This window comes from Bacteriovorax sp. HI3 (assembly GCF_059738875.1).
The window spans coordinates 1,078,745-1,099,343 of sequence record NZ_AP026946.1 but is presented as its reverse complement, the minus strand read 5'-3'; the positions used below and the strand labels follow the sequence as shown (position 1 = coordinate 1,099,343).

The 20,599-nt window shown below is 41.5% G+C and carries 24 protein-coding genes; 16 read left to right on the top strand and 8 right to left on the bottom strand.

Features of this window, described 5'->3' with window-relative positions:
- Window positions 1-141 precede the first annotated feature (141 nt).
- Window positions 142-2,523: an ATP-dependent Clp protease ATP-binding subunit gene (locus AC6JA8_RS05475; protein WP_497976133.1), complete on the top strand. Its 2,382-nt coding sequence runs from the start codon at window positions 142-144 to the stop codon at window positions 2,521-2,523.
- 41 nt (window positions 2,524-2,564) lie between these two features.
- On the opposite strand, the gene AC6JA8_RS05470 is transcribed toward AC6JA8_RS05475, so the two are convergent.
- The 5 genes from AC6JA8_RS05470 to AC6JA8_RS05450 form a co-directional block, all read right to left on the bottom strand.
- Entirely contained in the window at window positions 2,565-3,092 is a 528-nt protein-coding gene (locus AC6JA8_RS05470) for a hypothetical protein (RefSeq protein WP_497976132.1), read from the bottom strand.
- Window positions 3,093-3,171: 79 nt separating this feature from the next.
- On the bottom strand, window positions 3,172-3,849 hold the full coding sequence (locus AC6JA8_RS05465; protein WP_497976131.1) for an SAM-dependent methyltransferase: 678 nt from the start codon (window positions 3,847-3,849) through the stop codon (window positions 3,172-3,174).
- Window positions 3,839-5,143 carry a guanine deaminase gene (gene guaD, locus AC6JA8_RS05460; RefSeq protein ID WP_497976130.1) on the bottom strand — a complete coding sequence of 435 codons (1,305 nt, stop codon included), beginning with the start codon at window positions 5,141-5,143 and terminating at the stop codon, window positions 3,839-3,841. The genes AC6JA8_RS05465 and guaD overlap by 11 nt, the downstream gene beginning before the upstream one ends.
- A gap of 85 nt (window positions 5,144-5,228) precedes the next feature.
- Window positions 5,229-5,627, bottom strand: coding sequence for a hypothetical protein (locus AC6JA8_RS05455; protein ID WP_102242787.1), 399 nt, complete (start codon window positions 5,625-5,627; stop codon window positions 5,229-5,231).
- 97 nt (window positions 5,628-5,724) lie between these two features.
- A complete protein-coding gene (locus tag AC6JA8_RS05450; RefSeq protein ID WP_497976129.1) occupies window positions 5,725-6,273 on the bottom strand; it encodes an NADPH-dependent FMN reductase in 549 nt (182 codons plus the stop codon).
- A gap of 202 nt (window positions 6,274-6,475) precedes the next feature.
- Between AC6JA8_RS05450 and AC6JA8_RS05445 the strand changes: the two genes are divergently transcribed.
- The 8 genes from AC6JA8_RS05445 (at window position 6,476) to AC6JA8_RS05410 (ending at window position 12,424) form a co-directional block, all read left to right on the top strand.
- On the top strand, window positions 6,476-6,667 hold the full coding sequence (locus tag AC6JA8_RS05445) for a hypothetical protein (protein ID WP_497976128.1): 192 nt from the start codon (window positions 6,476-6,478) through the stop codon (window positions 6,665-6,667).
- A 60-nt stretch (window positions 6,668-6,727) separates the two neighbouring features.
- Entirely contained in the window at window positions 6,728-8,002 is a 1,275-nt protein-coding gene (locus AC6JA8_RS05440; protein ID WP_497976127.1) for an APC family permease, read from the top strand.
- A 396-nt stretch (window positions 8,003-8,398) separates the two neighbouring features.
- Window positions 8,399-8,803: a hypothetical protein gene (locus AC6JA8_RS05435; RefSeq protein WP_497976126.1), complete on the top strand. Its 405-nt coding sequence runs from the start codon at window positions 8,399-8,401 to the stop codon at window positions 8,801-8,803.
- Between the two features lie 137 nt (window positions 8,804-8,940).
- Complete coding sequence (locus AC6JA8_RS05430; RefSeq protein WP_497976125.1) at window positions 8,941-10,323, top strand: aspartate ammonia-lyase; 1,383 nt, start codon at window positions 8,941-8,943, stop codon at window positions 10,321-10,323.
- A gap of 380 nt (window positions 10,324-10,703) precedes the next feature.
- Window positions 10,704-10,886 carry a hypothetical protein gene (locus tag AC6JA8_RS05425; protein WP_497976124.1) on the top strand — a complete coding sequence of 61 codons (183 nt, stop codon included), beginning with the start codon at window positions 10,704-10,706 and terminating at the stop codon, window positions 10,884-10,886.
- Window positions 10,887-11,389: 503 nt separating this feature from the next.
- Complete coding sequence (locus AC6JA8_RS05420; RefSeq protein ID WP_497976123.1) at window positions 11,390-11,533, top strand: hypothetical protein; 144 nt, start codon at window positions 11,390-11,392, stop codon at window positions 11,531-11,533.
- Between the two features lie 152 nt (window positions 11,534-11,685).
- Entirely contained in the window at window positions 11,686-11,868 is a 183-nt protein-coding gene (locus AC6JA8_RS05415) for a hypothetical protein (protein ID WP_497976122.1), read from the top strand.
- A 13-nt stretch (window positions 11,869-11,881) separates the two neighbouring features.
- On the top strand, window positions 11,882-12,424 hold the full coding sequence (locus AC6JA8_RS05410) for an SDR family NAD(P)-dependent oxidoreductase (RefSeq protein ID WP_497976121.1): 543 nt from the start codon (window positions 11,882-11,884) through the stop codon (window positions 12,422-12,424).
- An 18-nt stretch (window positions 12,425-12,442) separates the two neighbouring features.
- Here the strand turns inward: AC6JA8_RS05410 and AC6JA8_RS05405 are convergent, their stop codons facing one another.
- Together AC6JA8_RS05405 and AC6JA8_RS05400 are read right to left on the bottom strand one after the other, a co-directional pair.
- A complete protein-coding gene (locus tag AC6JA8_RS05405) occupies window positions 12,443-13,999 on the bottom strand; it encodes a bifunctional metallophosphatase/5'-nucleotidase (protein WP_497976120.1) in 1,557 nt (518 codons plus the stop codon).
- An 88-nt stretch (window positions 14,000-14,087) separates the two neighbouring features.
- Window positions 14,088-14,657, bottom strand: a complete 570-nt coding sequence (locus AC6JA8_RS05400; RefSeq protein ID WP_491634371.1) for a hypothetical protein — start codon at window positions 14,655-14,657, stop codon at window positions 14,088-14,090.
- Window positions 14,658-14,877: 220 nt separating this feature from the next.
- Between AC6JA8_RS05400 and AC6JA8_RS05395 the strand changes: the two genes are divergently transcribed.
- The 6 genes from AC6JA8_RS05395 (at window position 14,878) to AC6JA8_RS05370 (ending at window position 19,343) form a co-directional block, all read left to right on the top strand.
- A complete protein-coding gene (locus tag AC6JA8_RS05395; RefSeq protein WP_497976874.1) occupies window positions 14,878-15,618 on the top strand; it encodes an endonuclease/exonuclease/phosphatase family protein in 741 nt (246 codons plus the stop codon).
- Entirely contained in the window at window positions 15,618-16,940 is a 1,323-nt protein-coding gene (locus AC6JA8_RS05390) for a phospholipase D-like domain-containing protein (protein ID WP_497976119.1), read from the top strand. The genes AC6JA8_RS05395 and AC6JA8_RS05390 overlap by 1 nt, the downstream gene beginning before the upstream one ends.
- A 13-nt stretch (window positions 16,941-16,953) precedes the next feature.
- Window positions 16,954-17,451: a TlpA family protein disulfide reductase gene (locus AC6JA8_RS05385; RefSeq protein WP_497976118.1), complete on the top strand. Its 498-nt coding sequence runs from the start codon at window positions 16,954-16,956 to the stop codon at window positions 17,449-17,451.
- Window positions 17,452-17,602: 151 nt separating this feature from the next.
- Window positions 17,603-17,794 (top strand): hypothetical protein, encoded by a 192-nt coding sequence (locus tag AC6JA8_RS05380; RefSeq protein WP_497976117.1) that lies wholly within the window; start codon window positions 17,603-17,605, stop codon window positions 17,792-17,794.
- 196 nt (window positions 17,795-17,990) lie between these two features.
- Window positions 17,991-18,644 (top strand): transglycosylase SLT domain-containing protein, encoded by a 654-nt coding sequence (locus AC6JA8_RS05375; RefSeq protein WP_497976116.1) that lies wholly within the window; start codon window positions 17,991-17,993, stop codon window positions 18,642-18,644.
- A 96-nt stretch (window positions 18,645-18,740) separates the two neighbouring features.
- Complete coding sequence (locus tag AC6JA8_RS05370) at window positions 18,741-19,343, top strand: SOUL family heme-binding protein (RefSeq protein ID WP_497976115.1); 603 nt, start codon at window positions 18,741-18,743, stop codon at window positions 19,341-19,343.
- Here the strand turns inward: AC6JA8_RS05370 and AC6JA8_RS05365 are convergent.
- Window positions 19,340-19,738 carry a hypothetical protein gene (locus AC6JA8_RS05365; RefSeq protein WP_497976114.1) on the bottom strand — a complete coding sequence of 133 codons (399 nt, stop codon included), beginning with the start codon at window positions 19,736-19,738 and terminating at the stop codon, window positions 19,340-19,342. The two genes, AC6JA8_RS05370 and AC6JA8_RS05365, sit on opposite strands and share 4 nt — an antisense overlap.
- A gap of 206 nt (window positions 19,739-19,944) precedes the next feature.
- On the opposite strand from AC6JA8_RS05365, the gene AC6JA8_RS05360 reads away from it, so the two are divergent.
- Entirely contained in the window at window positions 19,945-20,586 is a 642-nt protein-coding gene (locus AC6JA8_RS05360; RefSeq protein WP_185903028.1) for an SOUL family heme-binding protein, read from the top strand.
- The last annotated feature ends 13 nt before the right edge of the window (window positions 20,587-20,599 follow it).

The following is a 20,599-nucleotide window of genomic DNA, read 5'->3' as shown; positions in this document are numbered from 1 at the left end:
GCCTTGTAACACTTGAGTTTGTTAATAAGTTTTTAGGTTCTTAGAGCTTTTTTTGAGCACTCGCCTTGACACTTATTCAAATGACCACATCTTAACTAGTAAGAATGACTTATAAAAGACGTTCTAAGGGAGGAATATCATATGAATAAATTTGACAGCATCGTTGAGGGGTCTCTGGCCATCGCTCAGAGCGAGGCCCTAAAGAGAAAGCATATAGAGCTGACCCCATATCATTTAATTTTGGGGTTAATGAATAACCCTCAGTCATTTTCACATAGAGCACTGAAAAAATACTCGAAAGATCTCGAGAAACTTTTAGATACAGTTCCAACGACTAAAAATAAAATCGAAATGGAAAACCTAAGAGCGTCGAGCAAGCTTTCTGAGTGGTTGACGTACGCTTCATCAAACGCCATTCAAAATGGCCGTGGTGAAATCACGGAAACCGATCTTTTAAAGTATCTGCAACAAATCGTTCCAGAGTTTAAGATCGACTACAACGCTCTAAAAACAGAAAACGCTGATGGAGTTAGCGAAAAACCTACTTTCTTAACCAACCTGAATGAGCTTGCTGAAAGCGGTAAACTCGATCCGGTTATCGGACGCTCAAAAGAGATCCGCGCAGTGATGGAAATTTTAGGTCGCCGTGGGAAAAACAACCCCGTGTTGGTTGGTCCTGCCGGTGTTGGTAAGACGGCCATCGTTGAAGGTTTAGCTGACGCCATCGTAAAAGGAAAAGTTCCTGATGTCCTGGAAGGTAAAACTGTTTACTCGCTGGACCTGGGTGCTTTAATGGCCGGGACAAAATACCGTGGTGAATTTGAAGAGAGACTTCAAGCTCTTTTAAAATTTATCAAGGATCAAAACGGCCAGGCGATTTTATTTATCGACGAGCTTCACCAACTTGTTGGTGCGGGCCGTACTGACGGTGCAATGGACGCCGCCAATTTACTGAAACCTGCACTAGCTCGCGGAGAACTGCACTGTATTGGTGCAACGACACCCGAGGAATATCAAAAATATATTCTCAATGACTCCGCTCTCGACCGACGCTTTAGAAGTGTCCCAGTTGATGAGCCTACCAAGGAAGATGCCATTGAGATCCTGATGGGAATCAGGGAGAAGATGGAGATTCACCATGGAATTAAAATTTCTGACCGCGCTATCTACGATGCTGTGTTTTTATCTAGCCAGTACATCACTGATAAAAACTTACCTGACAAGGCGATTGACCTTATCGATGAGGCCAGTTCCGCTCTCAAGTTATCAGCAGAAGCGATGCCCGCCGACCTCGTTGAACTAGAAGCAGAGATCAGAACAAAAAAGATCTATGCGAAGTCGCAGGTAAAGGCCCACGATATTGAAAGAGAAATCGCGGCCCTTGAAGCGAAATTTAAAGAAGGCAAAGAAAAATGGGAAAAAGAAGTCCTTGCCTTAAAACAAGTGTCTGAACTTAAACATCAGTTAGAGAGATCTAAGTTTGAATTAGAGCAGGCCCAAAGAAACCAGGATTACGAAGCAGCTTCAAAGCTTAAGTATTCGGTGATCCCGGAAATAGAAGGCAAGCTTTCTCACTCGGACAACAACTGGGTTTTATCTACTCAACACATTGCCAATGTCATCTCGAGACAAAAAGGCATTCCGGTTGAGAAGATTTTAAAATCTAAGCAAGAGCAGATCTTAGAGCTTGAAAGTTACTTAAAGAATAAAGTGTTTGGACAAGACAAAGCACTTAATGAAATCGCTGAAGTCTTAATTACCGCTCACGCTGGTTTGTCAGACCCTACTCGCCCACTTGGATCATTCTTACTAAGAGGTCCATCAGGTGTCGGTAAAACTGAAACCGCTAAGGCCCTTGCTGAATTCTTATTTGGTTCGCAGGAAAACCTGGTGCGCTTTGACCTTTCAGAATTCTCAGAGAAACACTCAGTCTCAAAGCTGATTGGTGCTCCTGCGGGTTATGTGGGTTATGAAGAAGGCGGTATTTTAACTGAGGCCATCAGAAAGAAACCTTACTCGGTTATCCTTTTTGATGAGGTGGAAAAGGCCCACCACGATTTCTCAGACATCCTTCTCCAAATCCTAGATGACGGACGTCTAACAGATAACAAAGGTCGCACGATCGACTTTAAGAACACGATCATTTTAATCACGACTAACTCGAAAGACTTAGAACATGATTTTAAACCGGAAGTTCTTGGACGTTTGGATGCGATGTTGACTTACAACGCTCTTGATAACTCGATCATGGCAAGTCTGATCGATAAACAAGTTAAGCTTCTTAATGAGCGCCTTGAAGGAAAAGAACTTCATATCGAGCTTGATAAGAAAGTTTACGAAGAGCTGGCAAAACGTGGATACGACCCGCGCTTTGGAGCACGTCCTCTACAATCTGTGTTCTCTCAGATTGTCACTCGACCTCTTTCAAAGAGAGTGCTTGAAGGACACCTGGAAAAAGGAAACATGAAAGGCGTTTGGAAAGATGACAATGCTGAGCATGTGACTTTTGAAATGGTACAGTAGAAATAAAAAGGGCCCGTTTTTCGGGCCCTTTCTTTTTTTAATTATTGATTAAATCCACCACACGAAACCGATCCATTCGATCCGGCCTGACAGCCATCATACTGTCCACCACATGAGACAGTTCCATTCGTTCCGTATTTGCATCCGTCATAAAGACCCCCGCAAGAAACTGATCCGTTTGTTCCGTACTTGCATCCATTGTATAAACCGCCACAAGAGATGTCCCCTTTTGAACCAATTTTACATCCGTCGTACTTTCCACCACACGAAACACTTCCATCGCTTCCGTACTGGCAGCCATCATAAAGTCCACCACATGAAACTGATCCGTTCGTTCCGTATTTGCATCCGTTGTATAAACCACCACAAGACACTGATCCGTTTGTTCCGTACTTGCATCCGTCGTAAAGACCGCCACAAGAGACGTCACCTTTTGAACCGATTTTGCATCCGTTATAAAGTGATCCACATGAAACACTTCCGTCTGTTCCGTATTTGCAGTCACTGTAGCCGTTGGCCATGACGAGTGTTGAAAAACAAAGAAAAACTAAGGCCAAAAGAGTTTTCATGGGTCCCCCAAATTCATTAACAATTAGTTTAAGTCATATCAAATGAAAGATGGGTTATAAATAAAAAAGAAGAGAGGGATTAACCTTCAATCCACGACTTATGATCATCTGAGATTTTTAATAAGCGTGCTTTCTCAGCGCGTTTAGGACTTCTCTCAATTCCTTGCGCATTCATCCCTAAGATATTCGCAGCTGCTAAAACACTTCCTTCCCCGCAAAACGGATGAACAATGCGATTAGACTGCGTATGGTTTTTGATGAAGTTCACAATCATCAGGCAATTCTCTAGCCCCATTCCTCTCTCCCAGGTTTTTTCTCCCAGGTCAGGAATAACATCGGCGGTAGATTTTCCTAAATCAAGTAAACGAACATTTTTTGAAAAACACAGAACATGTGAATAAGCAGGGCGACCGAAAGTAATGTAGCCAGGCTTCACTCGGCAAACAATTTTGTGCCATAGAAGTTCAAGGCCCACTTCTTCAGCAGCTCTTTGAACCAGATAACCTTTATCAACCCACACACCTTCATACTTGATGTCTGATTGATAAAAAACCACGACTCCATCATCTGGAACTTTTGTCATGATAAGGGCAGCAGTTGATTTAAACCACTCCTTCCATTTCTCTAGTGACCATTTCGGGAATTCTGAAATATCGGGCATCGAAGCCACCAGGGAAGCTCCTTCGAGTTTGCCCTGGGCCTCTAACCATTCGATGGCGTCAGCGCAAACGACGTCGCGCTCTGGTTTATTTTCCATAAACCTTTTCACCAGCAATATAGACAGACTTAGTGGCGCGGTCGTCTCCTAAAGTCATCAGGATGAAGAGAACTTCATTGATGTCTTTACAGAAACTCATTCTGAAATCAATTAATGGTGTCGCCTTTAAATCTAAAACCAAAAGGTCTGCTTCCATTCCTGCTTCAATTGATCCGATCTTATCTTCTAGGTAAAGCGACTCTGCCGCTCCCCTTGTTGCCAGGTAGAAGGCCATGACAGATGAAAGAGAGTATCCTTCAAGCTGAGCAATCTTATAAGACTCATTCATCGACTGAAGTTGAGAGAAACTTGTTCCCGCACCGATATCTGTTGCCAGACCTACGCGCACTGGGCGTTTTTTATCTTTTGCTTTTGGAAATGGGAAAAGACCACTTCCTAAGAATTCGTTAGAAGTCGGGCAATGAGAAACAGCTGAACCCGTCTCATGCATTCTCTCCCACTCGCTATCTGTTAAGTGGATGGCATGACCGAAAATCGAGCGCGCTCCCACTAGACCGTAGTGATCGTAAACATCAAGGTATCCTTTTCTTTCCGGATATAGTTCTTTTACCCACTCAATCTCACCTTTATTTTCTGAGATGTGAGTCTGCATGTAAACACCTGGGTGCTCTTTCCAAAGAGCTCCCGCTAGTTCTAGCTGCTCAGGAGTTGATGTCGGAGCAAAACGTGGAGTGATGGCGTAAGAAAGTCTTCCCTTCCCGTGCCACTTATTAATGAGCGCCTTTGAATCATCGTATGAACTCTGGGCCGTATCTAAAAGCTCCGGTGGAGCATTTCTGTTCATTAAAACTTTTCCGGCAATCATGCGCATATTGAACTTTGAAGCTTCTTCAAAGATTGCATCCACTGAGTGCGGGTGAACTGTTCCATACACTGCTGAAGTCGTCGTTCCTGCGCGGAAACTCTCCTGCACGAAAACCTTCGCCACATTCTTTGCGTGCTCAAAGTTTGCGAACTGTTGTTCAGCGATGAATGTGTAGTTATTAAGCCAGTCGATTAACTGCTTTCCAAAAGCTCCGATGATCTGGGTCTGCGGGTAATGGATGTGAGTGTCGATAAAACCTGGAACGATCAATGAATCTTTATAAACCTTAACCTCAACTCCCGCTGGGATTGAATTTTTAAGTGAATCGTAAGAACCAAAAGATTTGATTTTGCCGTTTTCGATAATAATAAGCGCGTCGCTTTCATAGTGAAGAGCGGCTTCGTCGCCAACAAGAAATGGGTCTGCTTTAAATGTGACGGCCGGGCCACGTAGGATTTTTGTATTCATAGAGGCCTTTATAACATGCCGGAAATGAATCGACCAGACTTACAAGAGGAAGAACTCCTTTTATAAGTCTGGCGATAATCAGATATTAGTTCTGTCTAATTGTTTTTAGGTTTCCATCGATCACGCTTGATACTGTTGAAGGATCAAGAGTTTCACAGTTGATAGCTTTTGCTACGTTTACGCTTCTGTTTGGAGCAACTTGTACGAAAAGGTAGGCTAAATCTACGCTTTTCCCGTTAACTTTTACTTCTGTGTAATATTGGTTTCCAAGCTTGATTGTCTCTAACTTTACTTTATTTACCACAGAAACCTTGCTCACTTTTGCTCCGCCTTCATTACATGGCTCACAGTAATCAGTGATCACAGCATTTTTTTGAAGTAAAAGAGCTGCTCTCTCTGCTTCAGCCTGAGATACGGCCTGGCATTGGTCTGCCATAGCATTGATTGAAAAAAGAGTCGCGATTGTGAATAAAACTGCTTTCATTTTTATCTCCTGAGAGTGGGTATTATCGTTGTGTATGAAATCGTTTTATCACAAATCGCGATTTGCCAATCGTTTTTGTAAAAATTACAGACCTGTTCTATTTACGTTCACAATAGGCCAGGAACGAATGCACGAGTTTTTGAACCTTTTCATGCTGAGCTGGGTCCTTAAGATTTCCTTCCTCATCAAAGGCCTCATGGGCCTTGGAAAGACCAAAAATCTCCGGGTATAGATAATTGCCTAAATTCTCAAAAGGAGTGCGGGCATGGGCCAGTCCTCTAATCGCCCCTAAGGCCCCAGGAGAGGCTCCCAAGAGAAGAATCTGTTTTTTACTTAAAGGCATGGGCTTTACTCTCGAAACCCAATCGATCGCCGTCTTTAAAGCACTCGACATTGAACCATTGTATTCTGGAGTTGAGATAATTAAGACATCTGCATCAGCGATAGCGCTTGCTAATTTTGTCGCACCTTCTGGCATTCCTTTGGCCTCAATATCTCCATCATAAACAGGTAGGTTGAGCGGTTGCAAATCTATTATAGTAGGCGTTCCCTTTCCTTCTTTTTCAATGATTTTCGAGACAACTTTTACCAGCTTCTTATTAAGAGAATCCTTTCTCAAACTTCCTGCGAACAATAATACTTTCATTTAAACTCCCTTGATGATTTTACTCGGCCATTGTGGATAACTTTCAGAGTGAATGATTCAAAATTGATTCCATCACCTTTTTCGCCTCAGCACTAAACCTAATTTGCCTCAATTGTCTTATAAAAATGATTAAAACTAAATCAAAAGCTTGGCATGCTTTATGCTTTGCCACTTTTCATGTAATCAAAACACGGAGGATCTCATGGTACAAAACAAAAAAAACTTTTCATCGGGAAGAAAATTAGCTGAAGACGCACAAGACATGGATAGAAAATCAGGTGCGCGCCACACTGAAAGAGCGGCCGACACAAGTCGTTCAGGGAATCTAAAACAAACAGGAATTTCAAAAGACAAAGCGAACATCTCTAAAAGAGATATGGGTTCACGCAAATAATTATTTGCTGTTGGACGTTGAGGTGCTCACTCACCTGGGCACCTCCTCAAAAGAAAAAATATGCAATCTGGTTCCCACCTAACTAAAAATTTAAACGTTGTCAGTCTTTCAATATTTGGTATCGGTATTATCATCGGTGCCGGTGTTTATGCAGTTTTGGGAACAGCGGCCGGTGTCGCCGGAGACTCTTTATGGTTGAGTTTCCTTTTTGCCGCCGCTGTAGCTGTTCTCACTGCATTCTCCTATTGCGAACTGGCTTCGATATACCCCTTTGCCGGGGCCGAATATATTTATCTAAAACGAGCGTTTCCTAAATTAAAACTCCCATCTTTTTTATTAGGATTCGTCTTGTTTTTGGCGGGGGCCGCGTCAGCGGCCGCTGTCTCTCATGCTTTTAGTGGCTACTTGAAGAATTTTCTTGATACCCCTGAAACCTTCACTTCATATGGGCTTCTTATTGCCGTGACGCTCATTAATCTCATGGGCATTCACACTTCAAGCCGCATCAATTTAATTTTTACGGCAATCGAAGTCGCAGGTCTTCTTGCTGTCATCTGGTTTGGTTTTTTTCACGAACCTAAGCGCCAGATGGACTTTGTCTTCACCACTAAAACGTTTACCGTTTCTTCGCTCGTCTTTTTTGTCTACTTAGGTTTTGAAAATATCGTCAATTTGGCAGAAGACACAAAAGAAGCTGAGAAAAACGTTCCCAGAGCGATTATCTGGAGTCTTGTTATTACAACTATTCTCTATGTAGCGGTGGCCTTGGCCGCTTTAAGACTGGCGTCTCCTGAAGTTTTGTCAGCGAGTGATTCACCATTGGCAGATGCGATTAAAAACGTTGCTCCACGATGGGTCAACGTACTCAGTGCTATTGCACTGTTTTCCACTGCCAATACGGCCCTCATTGGTTTGCTTTCCATCAGCCGAATGATTTATGGAATTGCAAATGAAGGGGACCTGCCCAAACTCCTGACTAAAACAACAAGTGAATCCAAGACACCCGTCTATTCTATTCTGGTATCCAGCTTTGTTGCGGCGATCTTTTTGCTCTTAGGAGAATTGGAAATTCTCGCTCGGGTTTCAAGCTTCGCCGCACTTTGTGGATTCTTTATCGTCAATTCACTTTTAATTGGTATTCGTTATAAAAAACAAACAAGCAAAGCAAAATTTAAATCCCCTCTGAGTATCGGGCGCTTTCCCACTCTCGCCTTCATCGGCGCTCTCTCGGTTATTGCTCTTTGTACACAGTTTGAATTTAAAATTTATCTCATTACATTCTGTATGCTTGCCCTTGGAGCTTTGGTTTACTTCCTAACAAAACAGTTTAGTTAGTTTTTAATGCGCCATTCTTTTTTGCCTCAGCACATCTTACAAATTGCCCCATAAGTAGCTTCGTAAATCTCTATTTCATAGGGTTATTACGCCAAAAGTTTGGCACAGAAGATGCTTTATATAAAAGTGGAAGTCGAGCTTGAGTGTAGTGAGCGATTACTACAGCAATATGAAAGACGATTCTAACCTGTCTGGTACTTTTGTCTAAGATTGTCATCAGGTAGGAAGAAAGTCCAACAATTGCAAACGGATCAAAAAAGAAAACGTGAATACCGGCCTAACGTTTAATCTTTGAGATCTTTTTCTTGAGCATAGATGAGATACGGCTGGCAATAGATAACAAAAAAGAAAAAGATTGCAGAACAAAAACCAACGACAAAAATTAAGGAGGAGATTATGTCGCCGGAACTAAAAGAGTATTACCGAACCAAAAGAAGAAGAATGGCTTTTTATATCGTCGAAAATGAAAGACACAATAAAGAGAATCCTCCAGAAGTATCAGCTATTATTGGATTGGATAAAGAATTAGAAGCTGTCTATTATGCATCAAGAAGACCTCCCCTCGAAAAAAGAGCACCAATGCAATTGGGGATGAGAATAAACAGAAGTATTACTTCAACCAAAAAAGAAAAAGAAGATAAAGACAAAGACAACAAGAACAGAAAAGTACAAAAAAGAAACGGAATCCATTGTCCTAGCATGCCTACACAATGGAGAAACAATTTAGATATCATTATTCCTAAAGCTGAATTTGGACACTTTGTAACGACAAGAAAGGTTACAAAAGAGGTTATAAAATAGATGAGGTTATTTTTATACATTCACGAATCTTAAAGCGCTGAAGACATCTATGAAAAAACTAGAAAGTATTTGGCGCTTTTTTTATACCCACAAAAAATCTCCCCCTAAAATCATTAAATCAACAACAGGAACATTCTATGCGCATTGAAAAAGACAGTCTTGGTGAATTGTCCATTCCCGATGATGTTTTCTATGGAATCCAGTCTTTTCGCGCCTCGAAGAACTTCCCTATCAGTGGCACCCAGGTGCATCCACAGTTAATCAAAAGTTTTCTCCTGTTGAAAAAAGCTGCTGCTAAGGCCAATCAAGCGGCCGGTGCCCTTGATGAAAAAAAAACAGCTGCGATAACCACAGCGGTCGATGAACTGCTCAAAGACAATTACCTAAAACATTTTATCGTCGATGCCTACCAGGCAGGTGCCGGGACATCTCAAAACATGAACGCCAATGAAGTGATCGCCAATAAAGCGAATGTTTTACTGGGAGGTAAGCTGGGGACTTATGATCACGTCCACCCCAACGATCATGTGAACATGTCTCAAAGTACCAACGACACATATCCAACGGCCATGAGACTGGCCACTTTGGTTTTATCAAAAGAATTAGTGAGTGAATTACAACGCTTCTCCAATTCTTTTAAACAAAAGGCACAGGAATTTGACCTAGTGATAAAATCTGGACGAACTCATTTACAAGACGCCGTCCCTATCCGCCTCGGTCAGGAATTCTCGGCTTACCAAAAAACCATTGAGCATCTTATTGGTCTCGTCATTCATTCACAGGATTATTTAAGAGAGCTTGGAATCGGTGGCTCTGCTGCCGGCACAGGCATCAATGTCCCCAAAGGTTTTCGCGAGGCCATCATCATCGAACTCAAACACGATTTTGAAGACAGCGATCTCACACTCTCCGATAACATGTGCGCGGCCATGCAGTCTCAATTGCCCATGATGGTTTATTCAAATGCTCTAAGGGCCTGTGCTTTAGAGCTCACCAGAATCACCAACGATTTAAGACTGCTTAGTTCCGGGCCAGCTAATGGTCTGGGAGAAATTAATCTGCCTTCAACCCAACCAGGCTCAAGTATTATGCCAGGGAAAGTGAACCCTTCTATACTCGAAATGGCCAATCAGGTTTTTTTCAAAGTCCTGGGAAATGATCAAGCGATGGCCTTTGCCAATCAGGCTGGACAACTCGAACTCAATGTTATGATGCCCGTAATGGCCCAATTAGCGCTTGAGTCCTCTATGATCCTCACCAACACCTTAAAGACGATGCGCGAGCTTTGTATAAGCGGAATCACGGCCAATAAAGAAACCTGTGAAAAATACGCTAGTCAGACTTCACAGATAGTGACGGCCCTCAACCCTGTGATTGGTTATGCAAAAGCTGGAGAGCTGGCGAAAGAATCAATCAAAAGTAAAAAGACAGTTATTGAATTAGTGAGAGAGCAAAAACTTCTTACAGACAAACAAATCAAAGATTTATTAGATCCAAAAAAACTAACTGTCCCGCATTAGTACATCACGAGGCATAATTCTTGGAATTTTGCCTCGAATAAAATGCTCCACAACGTAATTTCAAATTGTTTTAGTTAAGTTTTTTCGGCATGGCACCTGCAATAGAAATTCATAATTAAGAATGTAAGGAGAAGGTTTCTTACATTCTAAATCGCGAAGATCTCGTACAAGTTATTATAAGAGCGATAATAACTTGAATCCATCTACGATTTAAGCCACTCTCCGGAGTGGCTTTTTTGTTTTAGCGATGAACGAAATCTCACCGACACTTACTGTTTCTTACATTTGGTACTGAACTTGCTCTTTAAGTAAGTGACCAGTCAAAAAGAATGGTCACCAAACAAAAACAAATAATCAGTGCCCGTAATCAGGAGTGTTTTATGAGCGAGAACAAACAAGGAGAAAAAGGACTATTCGAATTGCTTGAAGAAAGAAGCCCTGACTTTATGGCGAATTCAAAGCAAGTCAGCAATGTTGAAACACTGGTTTATAGCAATGAAGATGAACACTCTAAATTCGAATTTCTCGTTCAAGATATGTTTTTAGATCATTTCTTTCCTTAGAAAATATTTCTCTGACACGACCATCAACGAAGAAAAGGGTCACCATTATGGTGGCCCTTTTTTTTAGTTTTCCACACGAAAATGTGAATAACTCATTAAACAAATCGGGATTACGGGGCACTTTGTTGGGGATTCTTGCCACAACACTTTTCCGCATCAATGCAATTACAGTTATTTCCGGTGATAAAAACTTGGCACAGGAGATGCAATATTAATAGTAGAAGCTAAGAAGGCATTCGTGTTTTCTTAGTGGAGGATCGCAAGACAAAAGTGAAAAACGAATTGTAATAACTTTTGTACAAGTTCGATAAAGAAAGGAATTGTCCACTCAGAGAGAGAACTTTCGGGTTCGATTCGAAGACAGACAAAAAATGGGAAAGGTAAAACTTTCATCCACTCCTCTCTAGAAACGATCTTGGTTCCGCAATCACAATTAGAAGCCATCCTTCGGGGTGGCTTTTTAAATAAATATATTCTTTAGCTAAAGTAGAGGAAAAAATTAAATGTTTAAGTCTAACTTATTTTGTGCTCTTGTGGCCTTGATAACGGCGGTAACTATTTCTTCTGCTTTTGCTAAAGGATATCTACACAGCGATGGTGGCATCGCTATGGCCAAGGGCCAGGCAGTAGTAGAAAAGATTAAATAATAATTCATTTTAGGGGACGTAAGACTTGGAGAGACGTATCAATAAACCATTTGTGCAAACTCACGTTTGATCCCTACCTATTGATATAAAAGCCACCTTCGCCGGTGGCTTTTTATTCTAAACATTCACCTAGTTAAATTCACGGAGGATTTATGGTTTCAGAAACAAAGAAGTCACCCCCGAACAAATCAAAAGATATTCTCACTTTTAAAGAAGACGATATGTCGCCTAAGGGAAAAACTAAACATACCGTTGAACCAGACTGGCCGACAAAAGATTCAATTCCAGGAAAGCGAAGGAAAATAAAAAGGACAACAACAGGTCGGTTACCATAAGGAGGGTACGAATATGATGAATCAATCTATAGCTACAGATAAACCATTAGCGGTCATTGCTAGTAGTTCATGTTCCGATGGATATGATTTAGCAAGACAATTTGCTGAGCACGGATATGACATTATCGTCGCAGCAGCAAACCCCTCTGTCGTTGAAGAGGCAGAAGACTTTAAAAAATTAAAAGTCGATGCCGTCAGCTATCAGCTTGATCTCTCTTCCCCAGAAGGAGTTGAGCAGCTTTATAGACGAATCGTCGCAACAGGAAGGGCCGTAGAAGCTCTCGTTATTAACACAGGTTTAAGTGATAACTTAGAACAGGAACAAATCCTGGCAAGAAAAGTTCTTCATGATATGGCCGACAGAGGTTTCGGACGCATTCTCTTTGCTTCATGTGGAGACCAAAAAGATGCGGACAAACTTTGTGAAAGCTTAAAACACGATGTTGAAGGTACGGGTGTTACATTGAAAGCATTGAGCCCTGATGAGCAAGTCGTGTATTTTTTAGATGAAGAGTTTATTGAAGATAAAAAAGAAGCAACTGCACTCCTACACTAGGAGTGCAGCTAAAAAAACCTAACGATCCGGCCACATCATTGTGTGGCTGTCATCGCAAATCTGGCTTAAAGGCTCGGTCGAGTTTTTGATTTTCTCTTCCATCGTCGCCCAAATTTTAAAGTTTGTGTTTTTCGGGTGTCTTAAAATCGCCACAGTTCGTGGATCAATTCCTTCAGCGCCACGGATAATCCCTTCTGTGAAGGCCACAGTATACGTCTTAAAAGGATTAACTTTCTTGCCGTTAACTGTAATCGTTCTGATTTTGAAACCGAACGGTCCGCGCTCATACTCCATTTTAATACCAGAGAAAGTCAGCGGCTGCCCAAAGTATGACAGAGCATCAAGAGTCAATCTTAACCACGCCCCTTTGATTCTTGTCGTATAAATATCCCAACCGTATTTTTGATCAAACTCAAACACTCTTGGCATTGAATTTAAAATCGTGCGTCTTGTGATATCCCCTACCGGGTAATTTGATCCATTCATTTCCGGAGCGTGAATCGCGATATCTGCTCCTGCTTTTTCTTTTAGTGCATCAGTGATGAAGAAAGCCCACTTGCGTGCCCCAAGAGTGTCTCCTGGTTTTAAATCAGAGTAACCTACTTTTTCAGCAAGCCATTCCTGTCCGTAAGAAGCGTCTAGTTCTGTGTCTGCTTCCTTCACCAATTCCGTCATTTCTGGATCGGCCATTGCTGAATCCATTTTTACCGGAACAAGTTCATAACTGACGATCTTAAGCGGTTTGCCTTTTACCAGGTCTACGACTAAACGACCAAGGTACTCCGTGTGCATTCCCGCTTGAACGATAGGTACTTTTAATTTCTTTTTATTTTCCCCGTACACTGGCTCATAAAGAGCAGTGTGCGAGTGACCACCAACAATCAAATCAATGTATTTTGTTTTTTCCGCCAGCTTCACATCTCTTAAAACTCCAATGTGAGTCAAAGCGATGATGAAATCGTTGCCGCGATTTTTTAATTCTTTTTCGTATTCTTGGGCCACGTCGATTGGGTTTTGAACCGCACCACGGGCCAGGCGCCACTTATAAAAAATTTCATCAGTCGTTAAACCAAGAAAAGCGATCTTTGTTCCATCAATATTGATTTCTTTATAAGGTTTAATTTTGCTGCTGATATTTTTATACTTAGAGCTCGCGTCCATGTTGGCCACGATCAGAGAAAACTTCAGATCGATTTCGCCTAAAATTTTATCCAGCTCTGCTGATCCCATCTGGTAGTCATGGTTTCCAAGCGTCCCAATGTCGTATCCCATTTCGTTATGGATGTTGAACGTTGCACGACCATCGCGGGCCATGTAATAAATATTCCCTTCAAGGAAATCACCTGCATCTACGGCAATCGTTCTGATTCCCTGAGCTTCAGCTTGCGCTTTATACATATTCATCAGCGCCTTTAAACGCGCCATTCCTCCTCTCGTTGTCGAGTGAGTTGAATTGTCTAAATAAGAATGGGTGTCATTCGTATGAAGGATTTGTAAAAGCTTGGCATGAGAGGGAGATGATCCCATGAAGGCCAGAGCCACCAGAACAATTGTAGTAAATGTTGATTTTTTCATTGCTCGAGACTTATCCCGAAAAAAGAGTGTGGCGTCAAGGTTTGGGAGCCTTGACGCCACACGTTTTCTCAATCTTTTTCGCTAATTTCTAGTACCAGTATTTAAGCGCTAGGCCTGCAGAAAATGAGTCCTGGGTTCCCGTCGTCCAAAGGTACTTCGCTTGAAGACCTAAAGATAGGAAATCACTGGCCTTATTTTGAAGAGGAATATCAAAACCGGCCAGAGGTCCAACCGACCACTCTACGTTATCGCCATCAACAAACATAGGCCCAGTGGCAACTCCCACAAAGCTGCTTCTTAAAACAGGAATGTCTCCACCGAAGTTATAACTTCCGCGTGCAAGCACTGAGGTTCTTTGCACATTGGAATCCCCCAGCTCCGCAGTAATGACTTCTGCTCCTAAACCAAAAGGGATGTAAGGCTGAAAGCCTACGTTAATACCAAACTCTGGTGAAGATTCCGCATCACCATTTGGCGAGTTCACACCAGCAGTTAAACCCATGTGAATTTTGTACTCTGATTTATTTTCAACTTCTTTAGGTTCAGGGAGTGTTCCCTCTAATCTGCTTTCAACATTTCTTTTTTCACTCTCAGACATCTGCGCGAACGCTGTAAGTGATGAGGCCATAATTGTGAGAGTTAATAAAGTTTTGAACATGATTCTTCTCCGTAGTTAAGTGCATACTGCATTACTGAGTATGCTTTGATGTTGGAGTGAAATTGCAAAGCATGTACCAACTAAACTGTGGCATTTTAGGGGGCTTTTTTGATGAATGTCCAAAATTGTCTTCTATAGATGGGGCAAATCTTCGGTTTCCTTATCATTATATACTGGCGCGAACTTTGCTCTTTTTTTGAACGGGAGATCGTGTGTGAATATGCGTTTAAAGATTTTATCCTACAATATTCATAAGGGATTCGATTGGAATAATCGAAAATACTGCCTGCAAGAAATGAAAAATCTTATCAACTCCTCTGAAGCAGAAATTGTTTTCCTACAGGAAGTTGTCGGAAAAAATGAGAACTTTAAGAAACAAGGTCTCATCGATACCCAGTTTGAATTTTTAGCAGATGAGCTCTGGCCGCATTTTTCCTATGCACAGAATGCACTGTATGATCACGGCCATCACGGCAACCTGATCCTTAGCAAATACCCTATTGAGACTTTTGAGAACCTGGATCTTTCAACGAATAGTTGGGAAAAAAGAGGGATGCTGGTTTGTAAAATTAAGATTCCTCCACTAAACAACAAACCTGAAAGAGTTATCTATGCAGCATGCTTGCACCTCAATCTCTTACATATGGGGCGCAAAATTCAATACGAAAAAATTAAAACTTTCGTTGAGCAAAAAGGTGATCAGAATGTGCCTTTTATCATTGCCGGAGACTTCAACGATTGGAATCAAAAATCATTTTTAGTTTTTGAAGAAATGCTTGGTATGCAGGAAGTTCATAAACAGATTAATGGAAGTTTTGCCCGCACTTTTCCTGCCAAAGTCCCTATACTCTGCCTGGACCGCATCTACGTAAAAAACCTGGAAGTCATCAACTCTCACGTCGTCTTCTATGACCAACACCTCTCTGATCATCTTCCCATCTTTTGTGAGGTGGACATCTGATGAAAAAAGAACTCTTTCCCGTTAGCAAAAATAACCATGTCGAATTCTATCAGGATGGCGATACTTATTATGAAAAGTATCTGGAAATGATAAGATCCGCTCAAAGAAGTATTCATCTTCAGACTTATATTTTTGAGATTGACCAATTCGGCGAGCGAGTACAATACGAATTGATTGAAGCAAAAAAAAGAGGAGTTGCTGTTTTTCTACTGGTCGACAGCATCGGCTCAAGAAACTTAAGCATTGAAACAGAAAATGAACTCGTCCGAAATGGCATTGAGTTTTGTCGCTTCAACTCTATCCACTTTAGATGGTTTTATCGCTGGGGCCGCAGGCTCCATCATAAGATACTTCTCATTGACCATGAATCAGCGATGATTGGTGGTATTAACGTTCTCTACGCCTGTCTTCCAGGATCATCTGTGCCTCAATTGGATTTTGCCGTTTACTTAAAAGGCCCGGCAATTGGGCCCCTCTCTCTTTATTGCCAGCATATTTTTAAAAGAGCATCCCGAAAAAATATTCCACTAGAAAAGGCCGAGCATATCCGCCATAACCCAAATGGATACGACGTAGGAATATCCGTCAACGACTGGATTCATGGACGCTCACGCATAACCAGACAATACTCGCGCATTACCACCGAGGCCCAAAGAAGTATCACCATCATTAATTCTTATTTTTTTCCGCGAAAGAAATTTATGAAGCAGTTAGTGGAGGCCCAGGCCCGCGGTGTGCGTGTACGATTGATTCTTCCTAAATATTCAGACTGGCCTAGTTATATTCTCGCCTCTGAATACCTCTACGATTATTTTATAAAACGTGGGGTTGAGATTTATCAATGGAAGCGCTCTGTTCTTCATGGGAAACTCGCCACTGTAGATGAAAGCTGGTCAACGATTGGCTCCTTTAACCTCAACTACACCAGTTACCAGCAAAACCTGGAGATGAATGTCGACATTTACTCAAAAGAGTTCACTCATCATCTCAATCAACAAATTGAGGACATTATCTCTCTTGGATGCGACAGAGTGACCTTAACTGATTTACACGAAAAATCTCCGCTAAAGATAAAAGCTTTTCGCTTTATTTTTTATTTAATCCTGTCGCTGATTGCTAACTTTTCAATTGGACTTTCTTTCCAGGAAGATCACAACAAAGAGCATCGCTTTTACCACATCCTGCGCATCGTAGGCTCTATGTTCTTCTTTATATTAGGAGTTCTGGGTTCTCTGCTTCCCATCATTCCAGGTTTTCCTTTTTTCATTATTAGTTTTCTTTTGGTCTACAAACAAATCCTTCTCAATAAGAAGATTGTGTGATTAAAGAGGAGTCGTGAAATACAAAAGAATTTTTAACACTATTTTTTTTGCTGTCGCTGCCTACGCTATCTACTTAAGACTGCCGGTGATACTGAGCCATTTTGAGTTTCAAGATAAAGTCATTCCCAACTTTAAAATGCGCACACTGGATGGTGGCGAGTTTGAGCTTTATCAGCAAAAGAAAGTGGCCCTTGTTTTTTGGGCAACTTGGTGTGGTCCTTGTGAAGTTGAACTTAAGCGTATCAACAAAATGATCGTCGATAAAAAGCTCCGTCCAGAAAATGTACTTGCCGTTGCTGGCCTGGAAGATCAGAAGCTCATTGAAGAAACCATGAAAAAAAATGGTTACCAATTTCCTGTTGGCCTAGACTTCGATGAAAATGCTTCGAAAATTTTTAAAGTTCAGGCCACTCCGACGATTGTCTTTATAGACGAGAAGCACACTGTAGAATGGATGACTTCAGGACTAAGCCCAACACTTGAATACCGCCTCTCTTCATTTTTAAGATAAACACTTTATAGACAGACGGACGTTTGCCTCATCACTTGAGCAAACTGCCTCATCTTCTTTATTTTTCTCTCTAAAAATCCATCGTTTATAGCGCTTTTCTTGGCATCGGAAATGCTTCTTATAAGGAAGTAAACATTCCAAGGAGGACTGTATGGTACAAGAAAAAAAATTCAATCAACAACCGCAAAGAAACAAAGAAGAGTTCGCCGGACAATCGAAAACAACACAACGTCCGGAAATCGACCTGCCATTAAAAGGCGGTCGCTCAGAATCAGATTTATCATCTAAAAACCAACCTAAAAAAGATGAAAGAAGCTCATTTGATAAACCAGTTCGCAAGTAATCCGGCTTAAATCAAATTATTTGATCTAAGCTGTGCAGGCAGGCCTAGGGGTTATTTATTGATGACACCTAAGCCTGCTTTTTCACAACTCTCCCAATGAAATTTGGCAAATTGGCCGTCTAATTTTTAGACATCCGCCATGGATTTCTTTCAACTAAGCTAAAACCACCCCCTTTTAGTGTAGACTGATTTTCAAATGAAAACTCTACTACCTAAAATGATTCTGGTGCTGGGAATCCTTGCGCTTTTCCAAGGATGCTCATCTGTTAAAACGACAAAAAACTCAAAGGGCAAATACGCCCGCGAGAAGTTTGGAAATTTTGATAAGGTCTACATTCCGAATGAAGCTCCGCTTATCGCTCAGATGATTTCCATCGTGCAACCAGAGCTTGAGATCAATGCACGCAATAAAATCGCTAACGACATTCACCATGCGATTAAAAAGCATAAAGTTGAACCGCAAATCATCGTTGCTCTTATTGATACCGAAAGCAACTTTCAATACAACAAAGTTTCTTCAACTGGAGACCTTTCTCTAGGGCAGGTAAACGTAGAAGTTTGGAATGCTGAATTTAAGAGAATGAAATTACCACTGATTCAAAAAGAACTGCTTATAGTTGAAGATCAGGCCTACGCCATGGAGAAAATGGCGCAAATCTTGAATATTTTAAAATCGCGCCACTCGAAAAAAGACAGGCGTTGGTACGCTCGTTACCATTCCAATACGACTAAGTATAAACTTGATTACCTTCGAAAGATTGAAGTCCGCATGAAGATGCTTTCTCAGGCGAGATTAGTATCGACAGAAAAATCCCTAGCACTTTCAAACCAAATTGCCCCAAGTAATTAAAGTTAATTTTGCTTACATCATGATAAAACAATAAATTAGCTAAGACTTTGGCTTCGGCATGATATTTGAAAATATCCTCCTAGAATAGGAGGAATTATGAACCATGATTCTCATTCCCAACTCGACATTACTATAAGCGAAAAAGTCAAAGGCCTCCCTGGACTCTTTGGACTACAACTTGAAGAGCAGGCCCCTTACGATATTCTAAAAGTCGATGGAGGCATTGAAATCCGCTCATACAAGCCTCAAACTCGCGCCTCTATATCTGTGACAGGGGAATTCAAAGAAGCTTATAAAGAGGCATTTACCGGGCTTGCCGGCTATATTTTTGGAAACAATAAGACCAGTGAGAAAATACGGATGACCACTCCTGTGCTCTTGCAAGAAACAGCATCAAAAGAGTGGACTATGTCTTTCATTCTTCCTCAAGAATTTGTGGCCCAAAACGCACCAAATCCGGATGACAATAGAATTCATCTGGAAGAGTGCCCACTTCACCTGGTGGCGAGTATTAGTTATGCGGGAATCAACAACGAAGAAAAGATTAACGAGTATACCGGAATTTTAAAGAAGTGGTTAAAGAAGCGCCCTTGGTATGTTCCCTTGAGCGATTTTAAAACGGCCCAGTATGACGGGCCGTTAACAATACCTTTTTTTAGAAAAAACGAAATTCACATCAATGTGAAGCACATCCACTAGCGGTTGCCATTGACATCGTCGCGGTTTCCACCGCCCGTTCTTTGCACCTGAGCATTCTTTTGAACAGCGATCTTCATTGTCTCCCCATACTCTCTTCTGAACATCTGCTTAATCGAAGCATCGCTTTGAGCAGTTTGTCTGAATTTATCCAGGATATGCAATTGATCAGCACACTTTAAACAAATCCATTCAGCATCAGTCGTTGGGTTTCTGTGTTTATAGAACTCTACATCAGGGCGAACCTGGTTACAGTTTTCACAAAAGTTTCTTTGAACCTGGTGAGAAACAGATTCTGTAATATCTTTCTTCGCAACCTTCTCGCGGTCGTTTTGTTTTTTTACTGGCTCAGTGGCCTTCATTCCAGCTTTTAATAGTGCATCTTTTAAACTTGCCATAATCCCCTTCTCACAATGAAATTTACGCTATTATCATAGCTATTCCCTAAAAGTTGTTCAAGAGATGAACCAGCTATGCGTTAATTATTTTTGCCACATTACCTGACTAAATTGCCTCAAATGTTCCTTATTTTCCAGTAAAAATCTCCCAATTTATTGGCCTCGGCTTTGCTCTATCTAATGATTGGAGTCTTATGGAGGTCGTCATGAACCAAGAAAAAGTGACTCTCGACATTCCCTTCAGTGAGAAACTTAAAGGCATCCCAGGTTTTTTTGGGATCCGATTAGGTGAAGAGCCTTTCTATGAGGTGGTCTGTACTGAAGGAGACAAAGAAATCAGAAAATACAACTCCTTCATTCTCGCCTCGGTTACGATTAACGGTAACTTCGAAGAGGCCAAGAAGGAGGCTTTCGCATGCCTGGCTTCCTACATTTTTGGCCAAAACAAAGACCATAAGCACCTAAAGATGACCTCCCCAGTGCTTCAAGAAGAAACTAATGACTATATTCCCATGACCTCTCCTATTTATCAGGAGCCTAATTCAAATGGCTGGACCATGTCGTTTGTGCTTCCGCAAAAGTACAACCTGGCGACGGCGCCAACTCCTAAAGACAATAGAATCCTTTTACATAAAAGCCCTGAACGCATGGTGGCTTCGCTGCGCTACTCTGGGGTCAACGATCAGGAAAAGATCAAAAAGTTTTCTGCTGAATTGGTTCAATGGATTAGTAAAAGCGATCTCTTTTTCCCGGTTGGGGATATTCAGATTGCTCAATACGACGGCCCAACCACAATCCCTTTTTTAAGAAGAAATGAAGTCCACGTCGAAGTAAAACAGTTTTTTTAACAGGACTTAGTAA